This window comes from Catenulispora sp. GP43 (genome assembly GCF_041260665.1).
GTDB lineage: Bacteria > Actinomycetota > Actinomycetes > Streptomycetales > Catenulisporaceae > Catenulispora.
This window is the reverse complement of record NZ_JBGCCT010000003.1, coordinates 597,415-617,211: the sequence shown is the minus strand read 5'-3', so window position 1 is coordinate 617,211 and position 19,797 is coordinate 597,415. Positions and strand designations below refer to the sequence as shown.

The 19,797-nt window shown below is 71.5% G+C and carries 16 protein-coding genes; 6 read left to right on the top strand and 10 right to left on the bottom strand.

The window, feature by feature from the left end; all coding sequences use genetic code 11:
- Positions 1-16 precede the first annotated feature (16 nt).
- A complete protein-coding gene (locus ABH926_RS10125; RefSeq protein ID WP_370365146.1) occupies positions 17-2,905 on the top strand; it encodes a LysM peptidoglycan-binding domain-containing protein in 2,889 nt (962 codons plus the stop codon).
- A gap of 12 nt (positions 2,906-2,917) precedes the next feature.
- Here the strand turns inward: ABH926_RS10125 and ABH926_RS10120 are convergent, their stop codons facing one another.
- The gene (locus tag ABH926_RS10120) at positions 2,918-3,853 is read right to left on the bottom strand and encodes a cyclase family protein (protein WP_370365145.1); all 936 of its coding nucleotides are present in this window, start codon (positions 3,851-3,853) and stop codon (positions 2,918-2,920) included.
- A 121-nt stretch (positions 3,854-3,974) separates the two neighbouring features.
- Between ABH926_RS10120 and ABH926_RS10115 the strand changes: the two genes are divergently transcribed.
- Genes ABH926_RS10115 through ABH926_RS10105 form a run of 3 tightly spaced genes read left to right on the top strand, consistent with a single transcriptional unit; the run spans position 3,975 to position 8,026 of the window.
- Entirely contained in the window at positions 3,975-4,901 is a 927-nt protein-coding gene (locus ABH926_RS10115) for an SDR family oxidoreductase (RefSeq protein ID WP_370365144.1), read from the top strand.
- Entirely contained in the window at positions 4,898-5,977 is a 1,080-nt protein-coding gene (locus tag ABH926_RS10110; RefSeq protein ID WP_370365143.1) for a Zn-dependent alcohol dehydrogenase, read from the top strand. Before ABH926_RS10115 ends, ABH926_RS10110 begins: the two co-directional genes overlap by 4 nt.
- Before the next feature lie 24 nt (positions 5,978-6,001).
- Positions 6,002-8,026 carry a hypothetical protein gene (locus tag ABH926_RS10105; protein WP_370365142.1) on the top strand — a complete coding sequence of 675 codons (2,025 nt, stop codon included), beginning with the start codon at positions 6,002-6,004 and terminating at the stop codon, positions 8,024-8,026.
- A gap of 2 nt (positions 8,027-8,028) precedes the next feature.
- On the opposite strand, the gene ABH926_RS10100 is transcribed toward ABH926_RS10105, so the two are convergent.
- The 6 genes from ABH926_RS10100 to ABH926_RS10075 form a co-directional block, all read right to left on the bottom strand.
- Positions 8,029-8,550, bottom strand: coding sequence for a flavin reductase family protein (locus tag ABH926_RS10100; RefSeq protein WP_370365141.1), 522 nt, complete (start codon positions 8,548-8,550; stop codon positions 8,029-8,031).
- 205 nt (positions 8,551-8,755) lie between these two features.
- Positions 8,756-9,601 carry an enoyl-CoA hydratase/isomerase family protein gene (locus tag ABH926_RS10095; protein ID WP_370365140.1) on the bottom strand — a complete coding sequence of 282 codons (846 nt, stop codon included), beginning with the start codon at positions 9,599-9,601 and terminating at the stop codon, positions 8,756-8,758.
- A 92-nt stretch (positions 9,602-9,693) separates the two neighbouring features.
- Positions 9,694-11,349, bottom strand: a complete 1,656-nt coding sequence (locus ABH926_RS10090; RefSeq protein WP_370365139.1) for an acetate--CoA ligase family protein — start codon at positions 11,347-11,349, stop codon at positions 9,694-9,696.
- 120 nt (positions 11,350-11,469) lie between these two features.
- Positions 11,470-12,978 (bottom strand): class I adenylate-forming enzyme family protein, encoded by a 1,509-nt coding sequence (locus ABH926_RS10085; protein WP_370365138.1) that lies wholly within the window; start codon positions 12,976-12,978, stop codon positions 11,470-11,472.
- 101 nt (positions 12,979-13,079) lie between these two features.
- Positions 13,080-13,733: a TetR family transcriptional regulator gene (locus ABH926_RS10080; protein WP_370365137.1), complete on the bottom strand. Its 654-nt coding sequence runs from the start codon at positions 13,731-13,733 to the stop codon at positions 13,080-13,082.
- Between the two features lie 81 nt (positions 13,734-13,814).
- Complete coding sequence (locus tag ABH926_RS10075) at positions 13,815-14,582, bottom strand: SDR family oxidoreductase (RefSeq protein ID WP_370365136.1); 768 nt, start codon at positions 14,580-14,582, stop codon at positions 13,815-13,817.
- 120 nt (positions 14,583-14,702) lie between these two features.
- Here ABH926_RS10075 and ABH926_RS10070 point away from each other — a divergent pair, with 120 nt between their 5' ends.
- Positions 14,703-15,317 carry a hypothetical protein gene (locus tag ABH926_RS10070; RefSeq protein WP_370365135.1) on the top strand — a complete coding sequence of 205 codons (615 nt, stop codon included), beginning with the start codon at positions 14,703-14,705 and terminating at the stop codon, positions 15,315-15,317.
- A 418-nt stretch (positions 15,318-15,735) separates the two neighbouring features.
- Here ABH926_RS10070 and ABH926_RS10065 read toward each other — a convergent pair whose 3' ends face one another.
- Genes ABH926_RS10065 through ABH926_RS10055 form a run of 3 tightly spaced genes read right to left on the bottom strand, consistent with a single transcriptional unit; the run spans position 15,736 to position 18,149 of the window.
- Positions 15,736-16,527 (bottom strand): enoyl-CoA hydratase/isomerase family protein, encoded by a 792-nt coding sequence (locus ABH926_RS10065; RefSeq protein WP_370365134.1) that lies wholly within the window; start codon positions 16,525-16,527, stop codon positions 15,736-15,738.
- Positions 16,520-16,960 (bottom strand): Zn-ribbon domain-containing OB-fold protein, encoded by a 441-nt coding sequence (locus tag ABH926_RS10060; RefSeq protein WP_370365133.1) that lies wholly within the window; start codon positions 16,958-16,960, stop codon positions 16,520-16,522. Before ABH926_RS10060 ends, ABH926_RS10065 begins: the two co-directional genes overlap by 8 nt.
- Before the next feature lie 31 nt (positions 16,961-16,991).
- Positions 16,992-18,149: a lipid-transfer protein gene (locus ABH926_RS10055; RefSeq protein ID WP_370365132.1), complete on the bottom strand. Its 1,158-nt coding sequence runs from the start codon at positions 18,147-18,149 to the stop codon at positions 16,992-16,994.
- A gap of 114 nt (positions 18,150-18,263) precedes the next feature.
- Here ABH926_RS10055 and ABH926_RS10050 point away from each other — a divergent pair, with 114 nt between their 5' ends.
- Positions 18,264-19,796: a FadD3 family acyl-CoA ligase gene (locus ABH926_RS10050; protein ID WP_370365131.1), complete on the top strand. Its 1,533-nt coding sequence runs from the start codon at positions 18,264-18,266 to the stop codon at positions 19,794-19,796.
- Position 19,797: the final 1 nt, after the last annotated feature.

Here is a 19,797-nt window from a genome sequence, read left to right as displayed (position 1 = left end):
CGGAGGACCAGGGCACATGGCGGACGACGGGGGCGAGGCGGGCCGGCGCGGGCAGACGGGCCGGCAGGCTCCGGAGTATCAGACCTATGTTGTGCGCAAGGGCGATTCGCTGTGGCGCATCGCCGAAGCGCAGCTGGGCGACCCGAACCGGTTCGCCGACATCGCCGAGCTGAACGACGGCCGGCGGATGCCGGACGGGACGGTGTTCAGCTACGTCGAGTTCCTGCAGCCGGGCTGGGTGCTGATCATGCCGCCGGACATGGGCCGGCACAGCCCGGAACTGGCCGCCGCCGAACCGGTGCGGCTGGCGCTGGAGTCCGGTGTCAAAACGCTGGCCCAGGAAACCAAGGCCCTGGCTCAGCGCGAGTCCACGTTCGCGACCACCCGCCACGACTCCGGCAAGACCGTCTCGGCCACCGGCGGCCTGCTGGCGGCCGGCGTGCTGAGCGCCCTGGGCGACCGGCGCCTGCGCAAGGTGATGCGGCGGCGGCCCGGCGAGCTGATCTCGATGCGGCAGCCGGGAATCTGGGAGCTGGAGCTGAGCCGCGTCGACAATCCGACCGGCCAGGTCCTGGTCGACGCCGCCCTCAGGACTCTGAGCGCGAAACTCACGAAGGCCGACCGGGGCCTGCCGGACATCAGCATGACGGTGCTCAAGCGGCACGGCCTGGAGCTGCACCTGGCGCGTCCGCAGCCGCCGGTCGCGCCGTTCTACGCCGATCCGAGGCGCCCCGCGGTGTGGATCTGCCCGCTCGGCGCATCGGTCGGCGCTGCCCCGCGGCACGCCCCGGCGCCGTACCCGGCCCTGGTCTCTCTGGGCTTCGACGAGGACGACGACACAGTCCTGGTCGACCTGGAGGCCACCGGCGGAGTCTCGCTGCTGGCGCCCGAGGCCGAGTCGGTGTCGGTGCTCCGGGCGATGGCCGTGGAACTGGCGACCGGGATGGCGGCGGAGCAGGTCGAGGTGACGCTCGTCGGCTTCGGCGCGGAGCTGCCGCCGCTGTTCGCCCCGGGCACGCTGACGTACGGCGACGATTTGGCGCGGGCCGTGGAGGACCTGGCGCAGTGGTCGGCGAGGGTCGAGGCGGTCCTCGACCGGCGCGGCGTCACGGTCCGCAAGGCCCGGACGCACCCGGACGACGAGCTGGCGCCGATCACCAGGACGCACGTGTTGCTGTCGGCGATCGCGCCGGATGTCCGGCTGGCGCACCGGCTGCGGCATCTGCTGTCGGGACGTCCGCGGACCTCGATCGCGGTGGTGGCGGCGGCCGGGGACCGGGAGCAGGTGCTGTCGCCGTGGACGATCGGCGGTCCGATGGTCCACACCCCCCGATCGCAGGCCGGCGCACCGGGAATCGGACTGCGGGTGCAGGCACTGCGCGCGGAGCGGTACGAGGCGGTGGTACGTGAGCTGGCGACGGCGGACTCCGACCAGGAGAAGCCGGCGCCGCGAAACGGGGCGTTCAACCTGCCGCCATCGGCGCGGCGGGAGGCTTCGGGAGCGAAGACGCCGCTGCCGAAGCGGAAGCCTTCGCACCCGCGGCGGCACGTGGCGGGGCGGTCGGGGGCGGACGCGGCGGCCGGGAGCGACGGCTCCGAGCTGCGCGAGCCGGCGCGCGCCGAACTGATCGCGACACCGGATCCGGTCCAGCCGAACCGGTTCCGCGTTCCCGTCGACGACCTGTTCCGGGTCGACGCGCTGCTGCCGACCGCGTTGCCGACGACCACGGCGCCGCTGCCGCTGCCGGGGGCGGCGAAGGAGGCGCGGCTGGCGCTGAAGCCGGCGAACCTGCCGCAGTTCGATGCGGGAGCGGACGGGGACGAGGAGACACCGCCGCCTCGGGCGGAGGATCGGCTGGCGGGGATGGAGGCGGATTTCGCGGGGGCCAGGTCGAGATCAGACATTGGCTCGGGCGCGGGTGCGGGTGCGGGTGCGGGCGCAGGCTCGGGCTCGGGTGCGAGGCCAGGGCCGGGCCTGAACCCGGCGTCGAGGCTGGGGCCGCCGTCGGGGCCGCGTCCGGATGGGCCGCCCGAGCCGCTCACCTGGAGCGCTCGGCCTGCCCCGTCGTCTCAGAGTGCGCTACCCGCTTCCCTAGCATCGGAGTCGGGGAAGCCGGGACAGTGGCACGGCGCGTACTGGAGTCAGCGCAAAGCGGCCGTGGCGGGAATGCCGAAACTCCGCACCGAGGCGCCCGCCGCCTCCGACCTGACACCCGCGGCCTACGGGATCGACGTACTGGGACCGATCGTGCTGGCCGGCGTGGACTGCCCGGCAGAGCTGGCGGAGGTCGCGGCGTACGCGGTACTGCATCCAGGATGCTCGGTCCAGCAGATGGCCGAGGACCTGTGGCCGGCCCGCACCGGCGCGGTGGACATGGTCGACGCGCAGGTCATCCAGCTGCGCGAGCTGCTCGGCACCGACACCCACGGCGAGCAGCTCCTCCGCGTCACCCCCGAGAGCATAACCCTGGCCCCGACAGTGTCCTGCGACTGGCTGGAGTTCCTGCATCGCACCCAGAACGGCGAACTGGTCGGCGCCCTCAGCCTGGTCCGCGGCCGCCCCCTGGAAGACGCACCGTTGCGCCGCTACGGCTGGGCCGAGACGCTCCGCCACGAGATGGCCGCCCTGATCATCGATACGGCCCACTACGTCGCCGAGGCATGCCTGCGCGAACAGAGCCCCCGCAACGCCCGCAAGGCGGCCCTGCGCGGCCTGGCGGCGGCACCCGAGTCAGAACTCTTGTACCGCGACCTCCTGACCGCCCTGGCCGCCCTCGGCGACCTCCCCGCGGCCCGCCGCCATGCCGACACGCTGCTGGGGTACGCCGAGCGCGAGCGGTTGTCGCTCCAGCCCGAGACCGCCGCGCTGCTGCGGGATGTGGCGCACGCGGGTTCGCGAAGCTGAGGAGGATGGCTCCTACTTCACCGCCACCGGAATCACCGGCGCCCCGACCGCACGCGTGAAGGGCTCCGGCGACGCCGCCAAGAAGAACTCGTACACCCCATCGCCCGCGCAGTCCTCCGCCAGCGCCTCCAAATCCCAGTTCTGCCCCTGCAGCATCCCCATCTCCACCAGGTGCAGCAGGTGCACCGGCAGCTGTGCGTCCTCGCGTTCCGGCGGGTAGACCTCGAACGCCACGTTGTCCGTCGCGACCGCCGCGACGTCGTGCGCGTGGAACCACGGCACGGTCTGCATCGACGGGCCCGATGTCGGATAGCTGTACGCCAGCTTGTCGCCCGCCTTCAGGGCCGTCATGGCGCCGGTGCGGATCAGGACGATGTCGCCCGGGCGGATCTCCACCTTGCCGAACTCCGCCGCCGCGTCCAGGTCGGCCGCCGTCAGCGCGCGGCCGTGCGCGGCACCGCCCAGGCGCGGGACGCCCAGGGCCCGCGCCACGTCCAGCAGCACCCCGCGCCCCACGATCGGCCCCGCCTTGTCGATTCCGCAGTGTGCGGCGCCCTCGGCGGTGATCTCCGACGCGTCGAAGCCGTTGTACAGCCGTCCCTCGTAGGACACGTGCGCCAACGCATCCCAGTGGGTGCACGCCTGGAGTCCCATCTCCACCCGGTCGTCCGAGGTGCGGAACGCGTGATCCGGCCCCATCACCTGCGCGTTCACCATGATCATGGTGCGCTTCGGATTGTCGCGGCCTTCGATCATGCCGATCTGCGGTCCGTCCTCGTCCAGCGGGACCGCCAGGGTGAAGCGGCGGCCGCTGCGGATCAGCGATGCGGCGTGGACGACGCGGTCGGGGGTGATCAGGTTCAGGGTGCCGCGTTCGTCCTCCGGGCCCCAGCGGCCCCAGTTGTTGACGCGACGGGCCAGGTCGGTGAACTGCTCGGGCAGCGGCATGGCGGTGCTCCCAGGGTTCCCAGTGAAATCTGACACAGCGTCAGAAGACGCTGTCCACTGGCGCGAACCTTAGCTAACATGCCGTCAGATTCGTAGGCATCGAGCACGAGGAGCGAGCGACGTGGCCGACTTCCTGGCAGGCAAGGTCGTGGTGGTGACCGGTGCGGGACGCGGCATCGGGCGCGCGGTGGCCCTCGGCTGCGCCGCCGAGGGCGCCTCGGTGGTCGTGAACGACTACGGCGTCGCCGTCGACGGCAGCGCGCCGTCCAGCGAGGTCGCCGACGCGGTGGCCCAGGAGATCCGGGACGCCGGCGGGCAGGCCGTGCCCTGCGCCGACTCCGTCACCACCATGGCCGGCGGGCAGCGCATCGTGCAGACGGCCGTCGACACCTACGGACGCGTGGACGGCGTCGTGTGCGTGGCGGGGATCCTTCGAGAGCGGATGCTGTTCAACATGGCCGAGGACGAGTGGGACCCGGTCATCGAGACCCATCTGAAGGGCACCTTCACCGTCTTCCGCGCGGCCAGCGCCGTGATGCGCAAGGCCGGCGGCGGGGCGCTGGTCGGCTTCACCTCCGGCAACCACGCCGGCAGCGTCTCGCAGGCCAACTACAGCGCGGCCAAGGGCGGCATCGTGAGCCTGGTCCGCAGCGCCGCGCTGGGTCTGGGCAAGTACGGCATCACCGCGAACGCCGTCGCACCGGTCGCGCGCACCCGGATGAGCGCCAACGTCCCCTTCGACATGGCCGAGATGGGCGAGCCGGGGGACGTCGCGCCGCTGGTCGCCTACCTGCTGTCGGAGGCCGCGCGCGACGTCACCGGTCAGATCTACACCGTGGCCGGCCGCCGCATCGCGGTGTGGAACCAGCCGCAGGAGATCCGCTCGATGTACGGCGAGGAGCCCTGGACCGCCGAGTCGATCGCGAAACGGCTGCCGGAGGCGGTCGGCGTCGAGACCATGCCGATGATCGCCAAGCTGGCCGCCTACACGAAGGCGACCGAGGAGCGGAAGGCGTCGGAGACCGGGCAGGACGGGGCGGCGTCGTGAGGGCCGCGGTCTTCGAGGGCGGCAAGCTGGAAGTCGTCGACGGTATAGAGGTGCGCGGACCGCGCACCGACGAGGTCGTCGTCCGCATCGGCGCCGCCGGCCTGTGCCACTCCGACCTCAGCGTCGTCAACGGCACCATCCCCTTCCCCGGCCCGGCCGTGCTCGGGCACGAGGGCGCCGGCATCGTGGAGGAGGTCGGCACCGCGGTCACCCGGGTCAAGCCCGGCGACCACGTCTGCTTGACCACCATCAACCACTGCGGCGTGTGCCCGGCGTGCAGCGAAGGCCGGCCGACGATGTGCCGCGCGACGTTCGGCAAGGTGAGCAAGCCGTTCACACGCGAGACTCAGGACGGCGGGACCGAGAAGCTGTTCGCCTTCGCCAACACCTCGGTGTTCACAGAACGCGTAGTAGTCAAGGAAGTACAGGCCGTACCGATCCCCCAGGACGTGCCGATGGCCTCGGCCGCGCTGGTCGGCTGCGGCGTCCTGACCGGCGTCGGCGCGGTGCTGAACCGCGCGAAGGTGCGCATCGGCGAGACGGTCGTGGTGATCGGCGTCGGCGGCATCGGCCTGAACGCGATCCAGGGGGCGCGGATCGCGCGCGCCGGCCGGATCATCGCGGTGGACACCAACCCGCGCAAGGAGGAGGCGGCGCGGCGGTTCGGGGCGACGGACTTCCTGGACCCGAGCGGCCAGGACGTGGTCCAGATGGTCAAGGACCTGCTTCCGCGCGGTGCGGACTACGTCTTCGAGTGCGTCGGGCATCCCGCGCTGATCCGCGCCGCGACCGACATGCTGGCCTGGTCCGGGGCCGCCGTGCTGCTCGGCGTGCCGCGCAGCGACGCCGAGGGGACGTTCCTCGTTTCCGGCATGTACATGGACAAAACGATAATGGGCTGCCGGTACGGAACTTCGCACCCCCAGTTCGACGTCGAAAGGTACGTCGACCTATATCGGAAGGGTGAGCTACTCCTGGACGAACTGGTCACAAAGACCTACCCTCTGGAGCACATCCACGAGGCGATCCACGACCTGGAAAGCGGGTCACTGGCAAGAGGAGTCCTCTTGCTCTGAGCCCTATGAGGGGAAACAAAGGCCGTGACGGAGAGCCCGGGCGGGCAGGGCGCGCCGGAGCACGACAGCGAGGCCGCCGCGCTGCTCATGGAACCGTCCACGTCCTCGGCACCCACCGTCCCCGGGCAACAGACGCGCGATGATGTCGGAAACGCATCCGGCACCGCCGTGGACACGGTCGCCGACGACGTCGAGGTCGAGGACGCCGGCAAAGACGAAACTTTCACCCCGGACGCCTCCCGGAACCCCCTGCGGCGCATCGCCGACCGCGTGGTCGAGGAGTTCCTCAACCCGAGCCCGGGCCTGCTGCTCTCGCTGCTCTACATCGGCGCGGCGATGTTCCTCACCTGGAAGCTGCTCTTCCACCCGACGACCAGCGTCATGGCCGGCAACCCCTACGACCAGTTCTACTTCGAGTGGCAGCTCACCGCCGTCGAGCACGCGATCACGCACCTGCAGAACCCGCTGTTCACGCACACGATGAACGCCCCCGACGGCATGAACCTGGTGGCGAATCCGCAGATCATCGGCCCGGCCGCGGTCCTCACGCCGATCACCGCGCTGTTCGGGGCGCCGGTCTCCTTCGCGCTGCTGACCACCTTCAACCTCGCGGCGACCGCGATCACCTGGCGCTGGTTCCTGCGCCGGCACGTGGTGCGCACCGAGACCGCGGCGTTCGTCGGCGGCCTGTTCCTGGGCTTCTCGCCCTCGATGATGTCGCACTCGCTGGCACACCCGAACCTGGCCGGGCAGTGGCTGGTGCCGCTGATCCTGGCCGGGGTGCTGCGGCTGCGCGAGCCGGAACGGCGCGTGCGCAACGGGATCGTGCTCGGCCTGCTGATCACGGCGCAGGTGTTCGTCGGCGAGGAGTTGCTGCTCCTGGCGGCGATGGGCTTCACGTTCTTCCTTGTGGCCTACGTCCTGATGAAGCCGCGCCAGTGCTGGGCCGAGGCGCCGACCTTCCTGCAGGGCGCCGGAGTGGCGATCGTGACGGCCGGGGCGCTGCTGGCCTACCCGCTGACGTTCCAGTTCTTCGGCCCGCAGTCGTTCAAGGGCATCCCGTTCGACGTCGCCTACTACTCCGCGGATCTGAAGTCCTACGCGGTGTATCCGAACCTGGAGCTGTGGGGGGACCCGGCCAAGCTGGACCCTCTGGCGCCGGGCGGCACCGAGCAGGCCGCGCTGGTCGGCTGGGCGCTGTTGCTCGTGGTGGCGCTGCTGACGCTGTGGCTGATCCGCGACGCGGCGGTACGGGCACTGCTGATCGCCGCTCTGGTGCTGGTCGTGCTGTCCGTGGGCCCGACGCCGGTGTTCGACCACGGCTCGATCACGTGGTGGCCGCTGGGGCCGAACGGCGTGTGGACGCACCTGCAGAACCTCCCGCTGTTCTCCTCCAGCCTGCCGGTGCGCGAGGCGCTGGCGGTGAGCTGGATCATCGGGATCCTGCTGGCGCTCGGGCTGGACAAGGCGGTCCTGTACCCGCAGCAGATGGTCCGCTGGGTCGTGTTCGCCGACGTGGTCCGCGGGTTCGCGTTCGCCTGCGTGATCGTCGCGCTGGTCCCGCTCCTGCCGCGGGTGTTCGACACCTCCCCGCGTATCCCCATCCCGCGGTACTTCACCTCGGGCGCGTGGAACGAATGCGTCTCGCCCGGGCACGACACGATCGTCGGCGTCCCGCTGTCCGACGGCGGCGACCGGACCAACCAGACCTGGTCGACGGCCGCGGACACCGCCTTCGACATCCCGCAGGGCCCGGTCATGGCACCCACCTCGCCCACCGACAAGCAAGTGGCCTGGGCCAAGAACAACGTGCTGTGGACCGCGCAGTGGCTGTCGTACATCTACAAGAACGGCGGCGGCGCGACCCCGGTGGTGAACTCCTCGATCACCAACCGGGTGCGGCTGGACCTGGACACCTGGCAGGCGAACTGTGTGGTCGCCGCCGACGGCACCCAGAACCTGGCGGCCATCAAGAACTTCCTGGACCAGGCGATCGCCCCCGGGAAGATGGAGGGCGACGTGATCGTCTGGAAGGAGCCGGCCGGCTGAGCTCAGCCGAAGGCTCCCCGGTGGAAGATCAGCGGGGCCGACTCGCCGTCGGCGTCGAGCCCGTGCACGCGCCCGACCACGATCGCGTGGTCGCCGCCGGGGTACGTGGCCTCGATCGTGCAGTCCACCCAGCCGTGCGCGCCGTCCAGGATCGGTGAGCCCAGCTCCGAACGGCGCCAGGCGACGCCGGAGAACTTGTCGCCGCCGCTGACCGCGAAAGCGCGGCACAGCCGCTCGTGGTCGGCGGCCAGGAAGTTCACGCAGAACCGGCCCGTGGCCTCGATCCGGGGCCACGTGGTGGAGGCCAGGCCCACTGAGAACAGGACGAGCGGCGGGTCCAGGGAGAGCGCGGAGAAGGCCTGACAGGCGAAGCCCACGGGCCCGTCGGCGTCCTCGGACGCGACGACGGTCACGCCGGAGGGGAAGTGGCCGAGGACGCGGCGGTAGTCCGCGACGTCCACGATGGTTCCGGTGTCATCGCCGGCGCTCGCGTGGTGCTCGCGTGCGGTGGCCTGTGCAGGCATGGTCCCAGCCCCTAGATGTCACGCTGGTCGCGGCCGCGCGGTTCGCAACTCGTTCGCCATGTCAAAAGCGCAGCTCGGCCCAGCATACGTGGACGGACAGGGTCAGTGTGGGTGGGAACTGACGACCCGTCAAGAGAGCTGTCGTTCGACATACCGAACACCTTTCGTGCACCACAGGACCCTGGGGTAGCAGCCATAACAGTTGTCAGCGCCCTGTGAATTCCGGCGCACGGCGCTCCACGAAGGCCCGTACCCCCTCCTGGCCGTCATGGGTCGCCATATTCAGTTCCACGGCGTCGGCCTCCTGCCTGAAGGCCGTCGCGCGGTCGACTTCCAGCGCGTGGTTCACGAGGTTCTTGGTGAGCGCCAGAGCCCGCGTCGGTCCCGCCGCGAGCCGCCCGGCCCACTCGCGCGCCGACTTCTCCAGAACGGCGTCCGGCACGACCCGGTTCACCAGTCCCAGCGCCAGCGCCTCCGCGGCGGGCACGTCGTCGGCGAAGAACATCAGCTCTTTGGCTTTGTGCACGCCGACGAGCCTGGTGAGCAGATGCGCGCCGCCGCCGTCGGGCACCAGGCCGCGCCGGGCGAATATCTCGATGAACTTCGCCGACTCGGCCGCGACGACCAGGTCGCAGGCCAGCGCCAGGTGCGCACCGATGCCGGCTGCGATGCCGTTCACCGCGCCGATGACCGGCTTCTCGCAGTCCAGGACCGCGGCGATGAGCGCCTGGGCGCCGTCGCGGATGGTGCGGGCGACGTCGCCGGGGCCGGGCTCGGCACGCTCGGCCGGCCGGCCCGGCCCGGCGGGCCCGGCGCCGGGCCGGGGACGCAGATCCGCGCCGGTGCAGAAGCCGCGGCCGGTGGCGGTGAGGACGACGACGCGGGTGTCGGGGTCGGCGGAGGCCTGCCGCAGCAAGGAGATCAGGCGGTCGCGCTGGTCGGCGGTGATGGCGTTCAGGGCCTCGGGACGGTCCAGGGTGATCCAGGAGACGCCGCCGGACAAGGAGTGCCGGACGGTCTCCTCCAGCGAGCGCTCAGGTGCCTCGGACATGGGGTCTCCCATCGAAGACGTCAGCGCCGGACCGCGGCCGCGCGGTCGCGCGGCGACGCCCCGGCGCCGAACCGAATGGATGTTTTGCTGTATCAGCGCACGATCAAGCGCGCCGAGGCGTCCAGCGCGACGGTGCCGCCCCCGCGCCCCAGCACCCGCAGCGGCGCGATGTCGAAGCCCTCCAGCACGTCCCCGAGGTCCAGCGCCATGCGCTGCACCCGCAGGATGGTGTCGGCCAGCGCGTCCAGGTCCGCGCCGGCGGTGGTGAGCAGCGGCAGGCAGTGCAGTTCCTGGAGCATCCGGTGCGCCTGGTGGGCGTCGAAGGGGGCGACCCGGATCGCCACGTCGCCGAGCGTCTCGGCGTAGGCGCCGCCGACGCCGACCACCACGGCCGGGCCGAAGCGGTCGTCGCGCCGGATGCCGACCATGGTGTCCACGCCGCCGGTGATCTGCTGGCCGATCAGCACCCCGTCCAGCGTCCCGTAGCCCTGCCGGCCGGCCGAGTCCATCAGGTCCTTGAAGTTCTCCCGGACCTGCGAGGCCGAGGTGATGGTGGTGCGGGTCAGGCCGGCCGCCGAGGCCGACGGCAGCCCGGCCACCGACGCCTTCATCACCACTGGGTACCCGATGGTGGCGGCGGCCCGGACGGCCCAGGCGGCGCTGGTGACCAGCTGTTCGCGCGGCGTGCGGATGCCGTAGGCGCGCAGCAGCTGGTGGGTCTGCGACTCCGACAGGCCCTTGGCCGGATCGGTGTCCCGCTTGCGGACCGAGCCCGGAGCGCCGCCGGAGGTCAGGATCTGCCGCGCCTTCACCCCGGCCATCGCGTTGTCCTCGACCAGCGACGGGATGCGGAAGCGGTGGTCGCAGTGGTCGTAGTAGGCCTTGGCCGCCGCGACCGCGTTGGTGAGCGTGCGGAACGTCGCGATCTCCGGCGAGCGCTGCAGGATCAGGCGGTAGCCGGTCTCGGTGCCGCCGGAGGAGCACCAGACGACGCCGATCGGGGTGGTGCTCTCCCGCGCGGCCTCGACCAGCGCGGCGGCCGTCCACTCGCCGGAGGCCCCGGTCTCGGTGACCGCGTACAGGAGCATCCCGGCTCCGGGGCGCGCGGCGAGTTCGGTGACGTCCGGGACGTGGCCGGCGTCCTCGACCTCCAGCCCGGCGCGCCGGGCGAGATCGGCCAGCAGGGTGGCGGCGCCGCCGGAGTCGGCGGCGACCCGGACCGCGCCGGGACGCTGCGCCGGACGCGGGAAGCGTGCGAGGGTCGCGGCGCAGTCCAGCAGCTGGTCGAAGCCGTCCACCCGGACCACGCCGGCCTGCCGCAGGACCGCGTCGATCACCCGGTCGGCTCCGGTGGCCAGCACGACCAGCGGACGCCCGGCGCCGGAGGCGGCTTCGGCGGCCCGCATCAGGGCCCTGCCGTCCAGCTCGGTGCCGATCGCGTCGACGCAGGCCGCGATCGCGCCGACGCCGTCTGCCTGAGCGAACGCCTCAACCGTGTCAGCGAACGTCGGACCGTCCTCGCCGGGGCCGCAGTAGGTCCAGCCGGCCACCGGGACGCCGAGCTCGTCGGCCGTCACCAGCGGGCAGCCGGTGTGCGCGCCGGTGGTGATGAGCGCGATCGCCGGCGCGCCGGGGGCGGGCTCGGGATCCAGTGACCGGGCCGGAATGTGGTGGCGTCGGTCCTCCGGGGCAGGCCGACGCCGGGTCACCTTGGTCTGTTCCGTGGTCATGACGCTGGTGGCAGGCATCGCACCGCCCTCTCAGGAGCAAACTGACAAGTAACCTGACGCTGCGTCAGTTTAGGACGGCGATGCGAATTAGCACAGAGGTAACAGGCAAGAGATCTTGCGTTCACACGGATTTGTTCGTCAGGAGCCGATCCGCTTTCGCAATGCCGAACGATCCACCTTCTGCCCGGCGGTCAGCGGCAGGCTCGGGACGACGCGGACCTCCTCGGGGAGCTTGTGCTTGGCCAGCCGGGACCTGGCGAACAGCCGCAGCTCCTCCACCGTCGGCGGCGCGGCCGGATCGCGCGGCACCACGAAGGCCACGCCGGCCTGGCCCATGACCGCGTCGGGCCTCGGGACCACCGCGACCTCGCTCACCGCGGAGTGTTCCTGCAGGACGGCTTCCACCTCTTGGGGATACACGTTGTAGCCGCCGCGGATGAACATGTCGTCCCGGCGTCCGGCCAGGCGCAGGCAGCCGGCGTCGTCGAGCAGGCCCAGATCCCCGGTGCGCAGCCAGCCGTCCGGGGTGAGCGCCGCGCGCGTGGCGGCCGGATCGCGCCAGTACTCCGACATCACCGAGGCCGAGCGGATCCAGACCTCGCCGGTCTCGCCGGTCAGGACTTCCTTGTCCTCGTCGTCACGTAACGAGATCGCGGTATCCGCGCGGGGCCGGCCGACGGTGTTGAAGAGTTCTTCGTCGGGCGCGTCGAAGGCCGTCAGGGTACCGAGGCCGCCGGATTCCGTGGAGGAGTAACGGATCGAGTAAGCCGCGCCGAACGCGTCCCGGGCCTTGCGCACCAACTCGGCCGGCGATGGGCCGCCGCCTATAACCAGGGCTCTGATGTCATCGGTCCGGTAGCCGGCGAGCCCGGGGACCCGCAGCAACAGCGCCACCTGAGCCGCGACGCCTCCTATCACCGGCACGCCTTCGCCACAGATCAGTTCCAGCGCCTCGCGGGCCCGCCAGCGCGACAGGATGTGCAGCCGGTTACCGGCCAGCAGGTGCCCGGCGAGCTTGGTCATGAAGCCGACGTGGTTCAGGCCGGTGGCGACCAGCAGCGGCATCGGCGCGGTCTGCGCGCGGTTGTCCGCCTCGGCTATCGCGGCGATCTGCTTCGCGCCGAACAGCGCGCCCTTCGGCAGACCCGAGGTCCCGGAGGTGAAGACGATGGTCTCCGGATCGTCGTGCGAGCGCGCGCTGGGCGCGGTCCGCACCCGCTCGCGGCCCAGCATCGGCAGCCCGGCCGCGAACTCGCGCCGGTCTTCGGCCTGCCGGACCGGGATGATCTGCGCGTCGGGCAGGCGCCCGGTCAGTAACTCCTCTGTGCCGATGACGACGTCGGGCCGGACGCGCTCCAGCATCGCCTGCCGCTCGGACGGGGAGTAGTGCGCGCCGACCCCGGCGGTGACGGCGCCGACCTTGGCCAGCGCGCAGTAGGCGACGACGTAGTCCAGCGAGGCGGGCAACAGCAGCGCGGCGACCTGGCCCTGGCCGATGCCGCGCACCGCCAGGCGGGCCGCCATGGCTTCGGAGGCCGCGTTGAGCTGCTGGAAGGTCAAGGAGAGCGGGCCGCGCCCGGCCACCAGAGCGGTGGCCGGACCGTGGTCCCGGGCGGCTTTGCGGACGGCGAGGGCGAGGAAGGTCATCGGAGCTCCCTGAGGGATGGGTACCGATCTGACTCGGGGTCAGAGTTTCCCCGTCCTCAGGGAGCTAATCCAGTGCCACGCCGCGCGCGTCCGGATCGGCGCTATACCGCGACGGGCTTCTTCTGCGTGATTCCCATGAAGACCAGCCCGATCATGGCCGCGCGCAGCTCGGCCAGCTTGATGCTCCAGGCCTCGAAGACCCGCTGGTGCGCCGAGATCGAGGCCAGCATGGCCACCAGCGCGCCGGCGGTGGCGGTCGGCGGCATCACCGCGTCGGCCTTGCCCGCGGACTGCAGTTCGGTGATGGCGTCGGCCAGCGAGATGGTGACATTGTTCAGGATCTTCATACGGATCTTGTGGAAGCGCTTGTCGCCCTCGGCGGTGGCCAGGTCGACCACCCGCAGGATCGCCTCGTGCTCGTTCCAGAACTCCAGGAACCCGTCCACCAGCGCCTCGGCGGCCAGCATGCCGGCCTTGCCGGACCAGGTGCGGCCGTCCGCGAGCTCCTTCAGGTGCGCGCCGTCCTTGGCCATGTCGTTGGCGATCTCGATGATCGCCGACTCGATGTCCGGGAAGTACTGGTAGAACGTGGCCGGGGAGGTGCCGGCCAACCGGGCCACGTCGATCACCGTGATCGAGCGGTACGGCTGGGAGACGAGCATCTCGCCGAGGCACTCCAGCAGCCGGGCCCGGGTGGCCTGGCCGCGCTTGCCCGCGATCCGCCCGTCGACGGTGCGCACTTGCTGAGCTGTCATGGTGTCAGTTTAGGCGGTCCGGACCCCTTACCAGGCCATACCTCGGTGATCGCCCAAGATCGGGATTCGTTATCATGCCGGTCACTTCCCGCCCGCCGGTGCGGGTCCGGCCGCGCCGGACTCGCGGTTGAACCGCGGCGCCTCGCCGCCGCCGTGCACAAGCAGTTCCGCGCCGGAAACCTGCGCGGCCTCGTCGGATGCCAGGTACAGACAGGCCGCGGCGATGTCCCCTGGCTCGGCCATGCGCCCCATCGGCAGCCCCTGCCCGACCAGTGCCGCGGCTTCGGGCCCGCCGTAGTACGCGGTGAGCGACTCGGTGAGCACCGGCCCCGGGACGACGCAGTTCACCCGGACCCGCGGCGCCCACTCCAGGGCCAGGCTCTTGGTGAGCGAGGCCAGGGCGGCCTTGGCGGCGCCGTAGACGGCCGTGCCGGGGCTGGGCCGGGTCCCGGCCACCGAGCCGATGTTCACGATGGAGGCGCCGCCGTGCTCGGGCGTCAGGGGGTACATGCACTGCGCGGCGTACAGGACCCCCAGCACATTGAGATCGAAGGCTGCCCGCGCCGCGGCCTCGGGGTAGTCCAGCGCCCGGCCCGGCCGCGCGCCGCCGGCGTTGTTGACGAGCACGTCGACCCGGCCGAACTCGGCGGCGATGGTCTTGAAGGCCGCGGCGATGTCGGCCGAGGAGGCCAGATCGGCGGCGATGAAGCGGCCGACGGCCTGCGCCGGCTCGGTGCGCGCCAGGGTCACCACGGTGGCCCCGGCCGCCTCGAAACGCGCCGCGACGGCCCGTCCGATGCCCTTGGTCCCGCCGGTGACGACGGCGACCCTTCCGGTGAACGACGTCACACGACTGTGTGTATCAGAGGCGGGTTTTACTGGGAAGCGCTTCGATTTCACCCGTGTGGTCGATTGACCGTAACAAAACGACGCTGTCGACTCTTGCACAGTCCGGAGGAGATGACGACGATGGGCGAATTCGCCGCGGAACCCCAGCTCGACCCCGCCGAAAGCGGGGACGACGAACCCTTCTTAGGCCTGGCGTGGGCCGAGGCCATCGAGGCCACGGAACTGTTGCGCTCGGCCCTGGCGGCCCTCGGGCTCGCCGGGGAGATCCCGCGCCTGCGGGGCGACGTCAACGTGTACGGCCGGCCGATGGTCACCGTGGGCCGCATCAGCCCGACGGCGGCCCGGCGGCTGGCCGCCGCGCTGAGCCGGGCGGCCCAGCACCAGCCGCGCATCTACGGCCAGGCGCCGCCGCCGAACGGCGAGAGCACCTGCGGGCTGTCGGCGCCGGGCGGCTCCGCCGAGCCGAGCCGCAGCCTGCGGCCGCCGCGGACCGCCACGCCGCTGAACCTGCCGGTGGCGGTGCCGATGGCGACGGTCCTGCCGGCGGCGGTACCGATGCCGGTGCCGGTGGCTGTACCAATGCAGGTCGCGGTACCAATGCAGGTGTCGGTGCCGCACTCGGCCCCCGAGGCCTCCGCGACATCGGGGGTGTCGTCGGCGACATCGGCGGCATCGGCGGCGGCGTCCGCACCGCCGGGCGCCTCGCCGGCGGACTCGATGCGGCTGCCGGCCTGACCGGCGCGGCACCCCCACGGCGAAGGCGGCCGGGTCGGCGGGATGACCCGGCCGCCGTCGCCGTTCAGGGCGGGCCCGGACCTGCCGGGCGTGCGTAGAAGGTAGCGCCTTGAGGGCGTCGTTGACCATGCCTTGATTCAGGACACGTGGAAGCGGCTGGAGCCCGACACGGCTCCAGCCGCGATCCCGGCTGACCCGGGGGGATCGTCGGCCGGGATGTGGGTGCCGATCCCGCGGCCACCCACGCCCTTGACTGCGCACAGCAGATTATGAGTCAGGGCTCGAATCCAGCCAGCGTTTCGCTCTAGCAGCGAAAGGTTGGCGGCCCGAACGGATGCCGCGAGCACGGCGGCGAGCGCATAGCGACCTGGCCCGGTCCTCGCCGACCGTCGCGGCCCCGGCCAACAGCCCGCGCACCTCACCGCGCCCGCCAGCCGCCGCCCTTGGCCCGCGCCGCGAACAGCTCCGCCTGCCGCCGCGCGTCCAGGTTGCCCAGCTGCACCAGGTGCGGGGCCAGTCCGAGGGCCTGGCTCTTGGCCATCTCGCGGGCCGCCCACACGGCACGCACCGTGCCCTCGATCGCCGACGGCTCGCACTCGGCGATGGTCCGCGCCGCCCGGTCGGCCGCCGCCAACAGGGCCGCGCGGTCCGGCACCACCTCGCTGACGAAGCCGATCTCGTACGCGCGGCGCGCCGTCATCCGTTCGGCGGTGCCCAGCAGCGCCAGGCGCGCCAATTCTCCGTGCGGCATGCGCTGCGCGAGGTGCACGGCCTCGTAGGCCATCACCATGCCGTAGGTGACGTGCGGGTCGAAGAACGTCGCGTGTTCGGCCGCGATCAGGAACTCGCACTCGCCGAGCAGATAGAAGGCGCCGCCGCAGGCCATGCCGTTGACCGCGGCGACGACCGGCTTCCACAGGTCGGCGCTCTTGGGCCCGAGCGCCACGCCGGGGTCGTCGACCATGTACGGCGACGAGGGCTGCGGCACCACCGTGTCCCGGTCGATCCCGGTGCAGAAGGCCTTGTCGCCGCTGCCGGTCAGCACCACGCAGCGCACCGAGTCGCGGTGCCGCAACGTTTTCCACAGCCTGTGGAATTCGGCGGCCATCGCCAGATCGAAGGCGTTGTGCCGCTCCGGGCGGTTCAGCGTCACCCAGGCGACGCCGTCGCGCTCCTCGTAGAGGAGGGTACTGAAGTCCAGATCACTCATCCGGCGTCCAGGCCGCCACGAAGAGTCCCTCGATCTGCCGGAACACCGCGCGCACCGGCTGCCCGATCTCGATCGTGGCCGGATCGACCGAGGCGAGCTGTGCCTCCAACCCGGCCCCGGCGTCCTCACTCGCGACCAGGTTCCCGACCAGCCGCAGCCGCCGGTCCTCTTCCAGCTCCACGACCACCACCGGATACGGCGCGAACGCCGCGTAGTCCGGCAGCAGGGGCGGACGCGGCACCGCGAAGGACCACACGTGCCCGCGGCCGGACATCAGCTTCCACTCGAACTCGGTGCTCTGGCATCTGGGGCACATCGGCCGCGGCGGGAACAGCACCTCGCCGCAGTTCGCGCACGTCTGCATCCGCAGTTCGCCCTTGGCCGCGTACTCGAAGTACGGCGCGCCGTCGTCGTCGACAAGCGGTTTGAGCATTTCGGGTGATCCCCTCCGGCCTTCGGTGTAGTCAGTCCCGGCGCAGCAGGACGGCCGACGTCGGTACAGCTTCGCCCGCGGTGACCAGGCATGTCGAGGCCCCGGCGACCTGGTTGGTGGAGGTGCCGCGCAGCTGGCGCACGCCCTCGTTGATCAGGTTGAAGCCGTGGACGTACGCCTCCGACAGGCCCCCGCCGGAGGTGTTGATCGGCAGCCGCCCGCCGAGTTCCAGGCCGCCGTCGTCGGCGAAGGCCCCGCCCTCGCCTTTGCCGCAGAAGCCGTATCCCTCCAGGGACAACGGGATCAGCGGGGTGAAGGCGTCGTAAATCTGCGCCACGTCGACGTCGGCGGGACCGAAGTCCGAGTGCTTCCACAGGTGTTTCGCGGCGATCCACGACGGGCCGGCCAGCGGGTCGTCGTTCCAGTAGTTGACCATGCCGTGGTGCTGGGCCGGCAGGCCCTGGCCGAAAGCGTGGACGTGGACCGGCGGCTGCCGGCAGTCCCGGGCGCGCTCGGCCGACACCATGACGACCGCCAGCGCGCCGTCGGTCTCCAGGCAGTTGTCGAACAGGCACAGCGGATCGGAAATCATCCGGGCATTGAGATAGTCGTCCATGGTCAGCGGGCGGTCGTACATGATCGCCGCCGGGTTGGCGTTGGCGCGATTGCGGCAGGCGATCGCCACCGCACCGAGCTGCTCGCGGGTGAGGCCGTACTCGTGCATGTAGCGGCGGGCCAGGACGGCGATCTCGTCGACCGGCCGCAGCAGCCCGAAGGGCCGGGTCCACTGCGCCGGGGTGGCCAGCTGGTTCACGGTGTCGGTCCACGGCCGCGGGCCGCTGCCGCGCTTGCGGGACCGCCACGCGACGCCCACGCTCGCCTGACCGGTCGCGATGGCCATCGCCAGGTGGCCGATCGTGGCGCACGAACCGCCCCCGCCGAAACCCACCCGGGAGAAGAAGGTGACGTCCCCGGCGCCGACCGCCTTGGCGATCTCGACCTCGTCGGTCGCCTCCATCGTGTAGGCGGCGAAGGCGTCCACCTCGTGCGCGGCGATGCCGGCGTCGTCCAGCGCCATCGCGATGGCCCGGCAGGCGAGCGCCTTCTCCGAGGGCTCGAGGTGTTTGGCGAACTCGGTCTGGCCGATGCCGACGATGGCGGCCCGGTCCTTCAAAGGTGTCGGAGTCATGCAACCCCTTGTTTTGAAAATTGGACACAGTCAATCTGACGCTACGTCAGATATCTGCCTATCATGGGCCCCGGCACGGTGCCAGAGCCATCTCTTCCTGGTGAGGACACGACGGTGGACCACGGCGAGACGACGATCCCGGACCTGGTGGCACGAGCCGCCGAAGAACACGGCGAACGGGAGGCGGTGGTCGACGGCGCACAACGCCTGACGTTCGCGGACCTCGCCTCCCGGGTGAGGCAGACGGGCCGGGCGATGATCGCCTGGGGTGTACGGCCCGGCGACCGGGTGGCGGTGTGGGCCCCGAACTCGGCGGAGTGGATCGTGACGGCGCTCGGCGCGGTCTCGGTCGGCGCCGTCCTGGTCCCGCTCAACACCCGGCTGAAGGCGGCCGAGGCCGGGCACATCCTGCGCAAGTCCCGGACCAGGCTGGTCGCGGCGGCCGGCGAGTTCCTGGGCGTGGACTACGTCGGGGAGCTGAAGGCGATCCGCGACGAGCTGCCTAACCTGGAGGTGATGACCGCCTTCACCGACGGCGGCCTGCCCCCGGTGGTGTCCCGCCGGCAGTTCCGGGCGCCGGGGATGAAGGTGTCGGCCTCGGCGTTCGACGAGGCGGCGGCGTCCCTGAGCCCTGATTCGCCCGGCGACCTGTTCTTCACCTCGGGCACGACCGGCGCCCCGAAGGGCGTCCTGACCACGCACGGCCAGAGCACGCGCGCCTTCCAGCAGTGGTCGGACATCGTCGGCCTGCGCGCCGGGGACCGCTATCTGATCGCGAACCCGTTCTCGCACACCTTCGGCTACAAGGCCGGGATCCTGGCCTGTCTGATGCGCGGGGCGACGATGGTCCCGCTGCCGTCCTTCGACACCGAGGCGCTGTTCGAGACGATCGAGCGGGAGCGGATCACGGTGTTCCCGGCGGCGCCGGCGGTCTACCAGATGATGCTGGCGCACCCGGACCTGGCGAAGCACGATCTCGGCTCGCTGCGGGCGGCGGCCACCGGCGCGGCGGTGATCCCGGTGGAGCTGGTCGAGCAGATGCGGGACACGCTCGGCCTGTCGACCGTGATCACCGCCTACGGCCTGACCGAGGCCACCGGCGTGGTGACGATGTGCCGCGACGGGGACGCCCCGGAGGTCGTCGCGCGCACCTCGGGCCGGCCGATCGACGGGGTCGAGGTGCGGATCGCCGAGGGCACCGGGGAGATCCTGGTGCGCGGCTACAACGTGATGCGCGGCTATTTCGAGGACGAGACGGCCACCGCGGAAGCGATCGACGGCGACGGCTGGCTGCGCACCGGGGACGTCGGGGACCTGGACGAGGCGGGGAACCTGCGGATCACCGACCGGATCAAGGACATGTTCATCTGCGGCGGCTTCAACGCCTATCCGGCGGAGATCGAGCAGGTGCTGCTGGCGTTCCCCGGTGTGCGGGAGGCGGCGGTCGTGGGAGTGCCGGACCAGCGGCTCGGGGAGGTGGGGAAGGCGTTCGTGATCGCGGTGCCGGGGCAGCGAGTCGAGCCGGAGGAGCTGATCGCGTACGCCCGGGAACGCCTCGCCAACTACAAGGTGCCGCGGCACGTGGAGCTGGTCGAGGCGTTCCCGCGCAGTTCGCTGGGCAAGGTGCTCAAGCGCGAGCTGCGGTGAG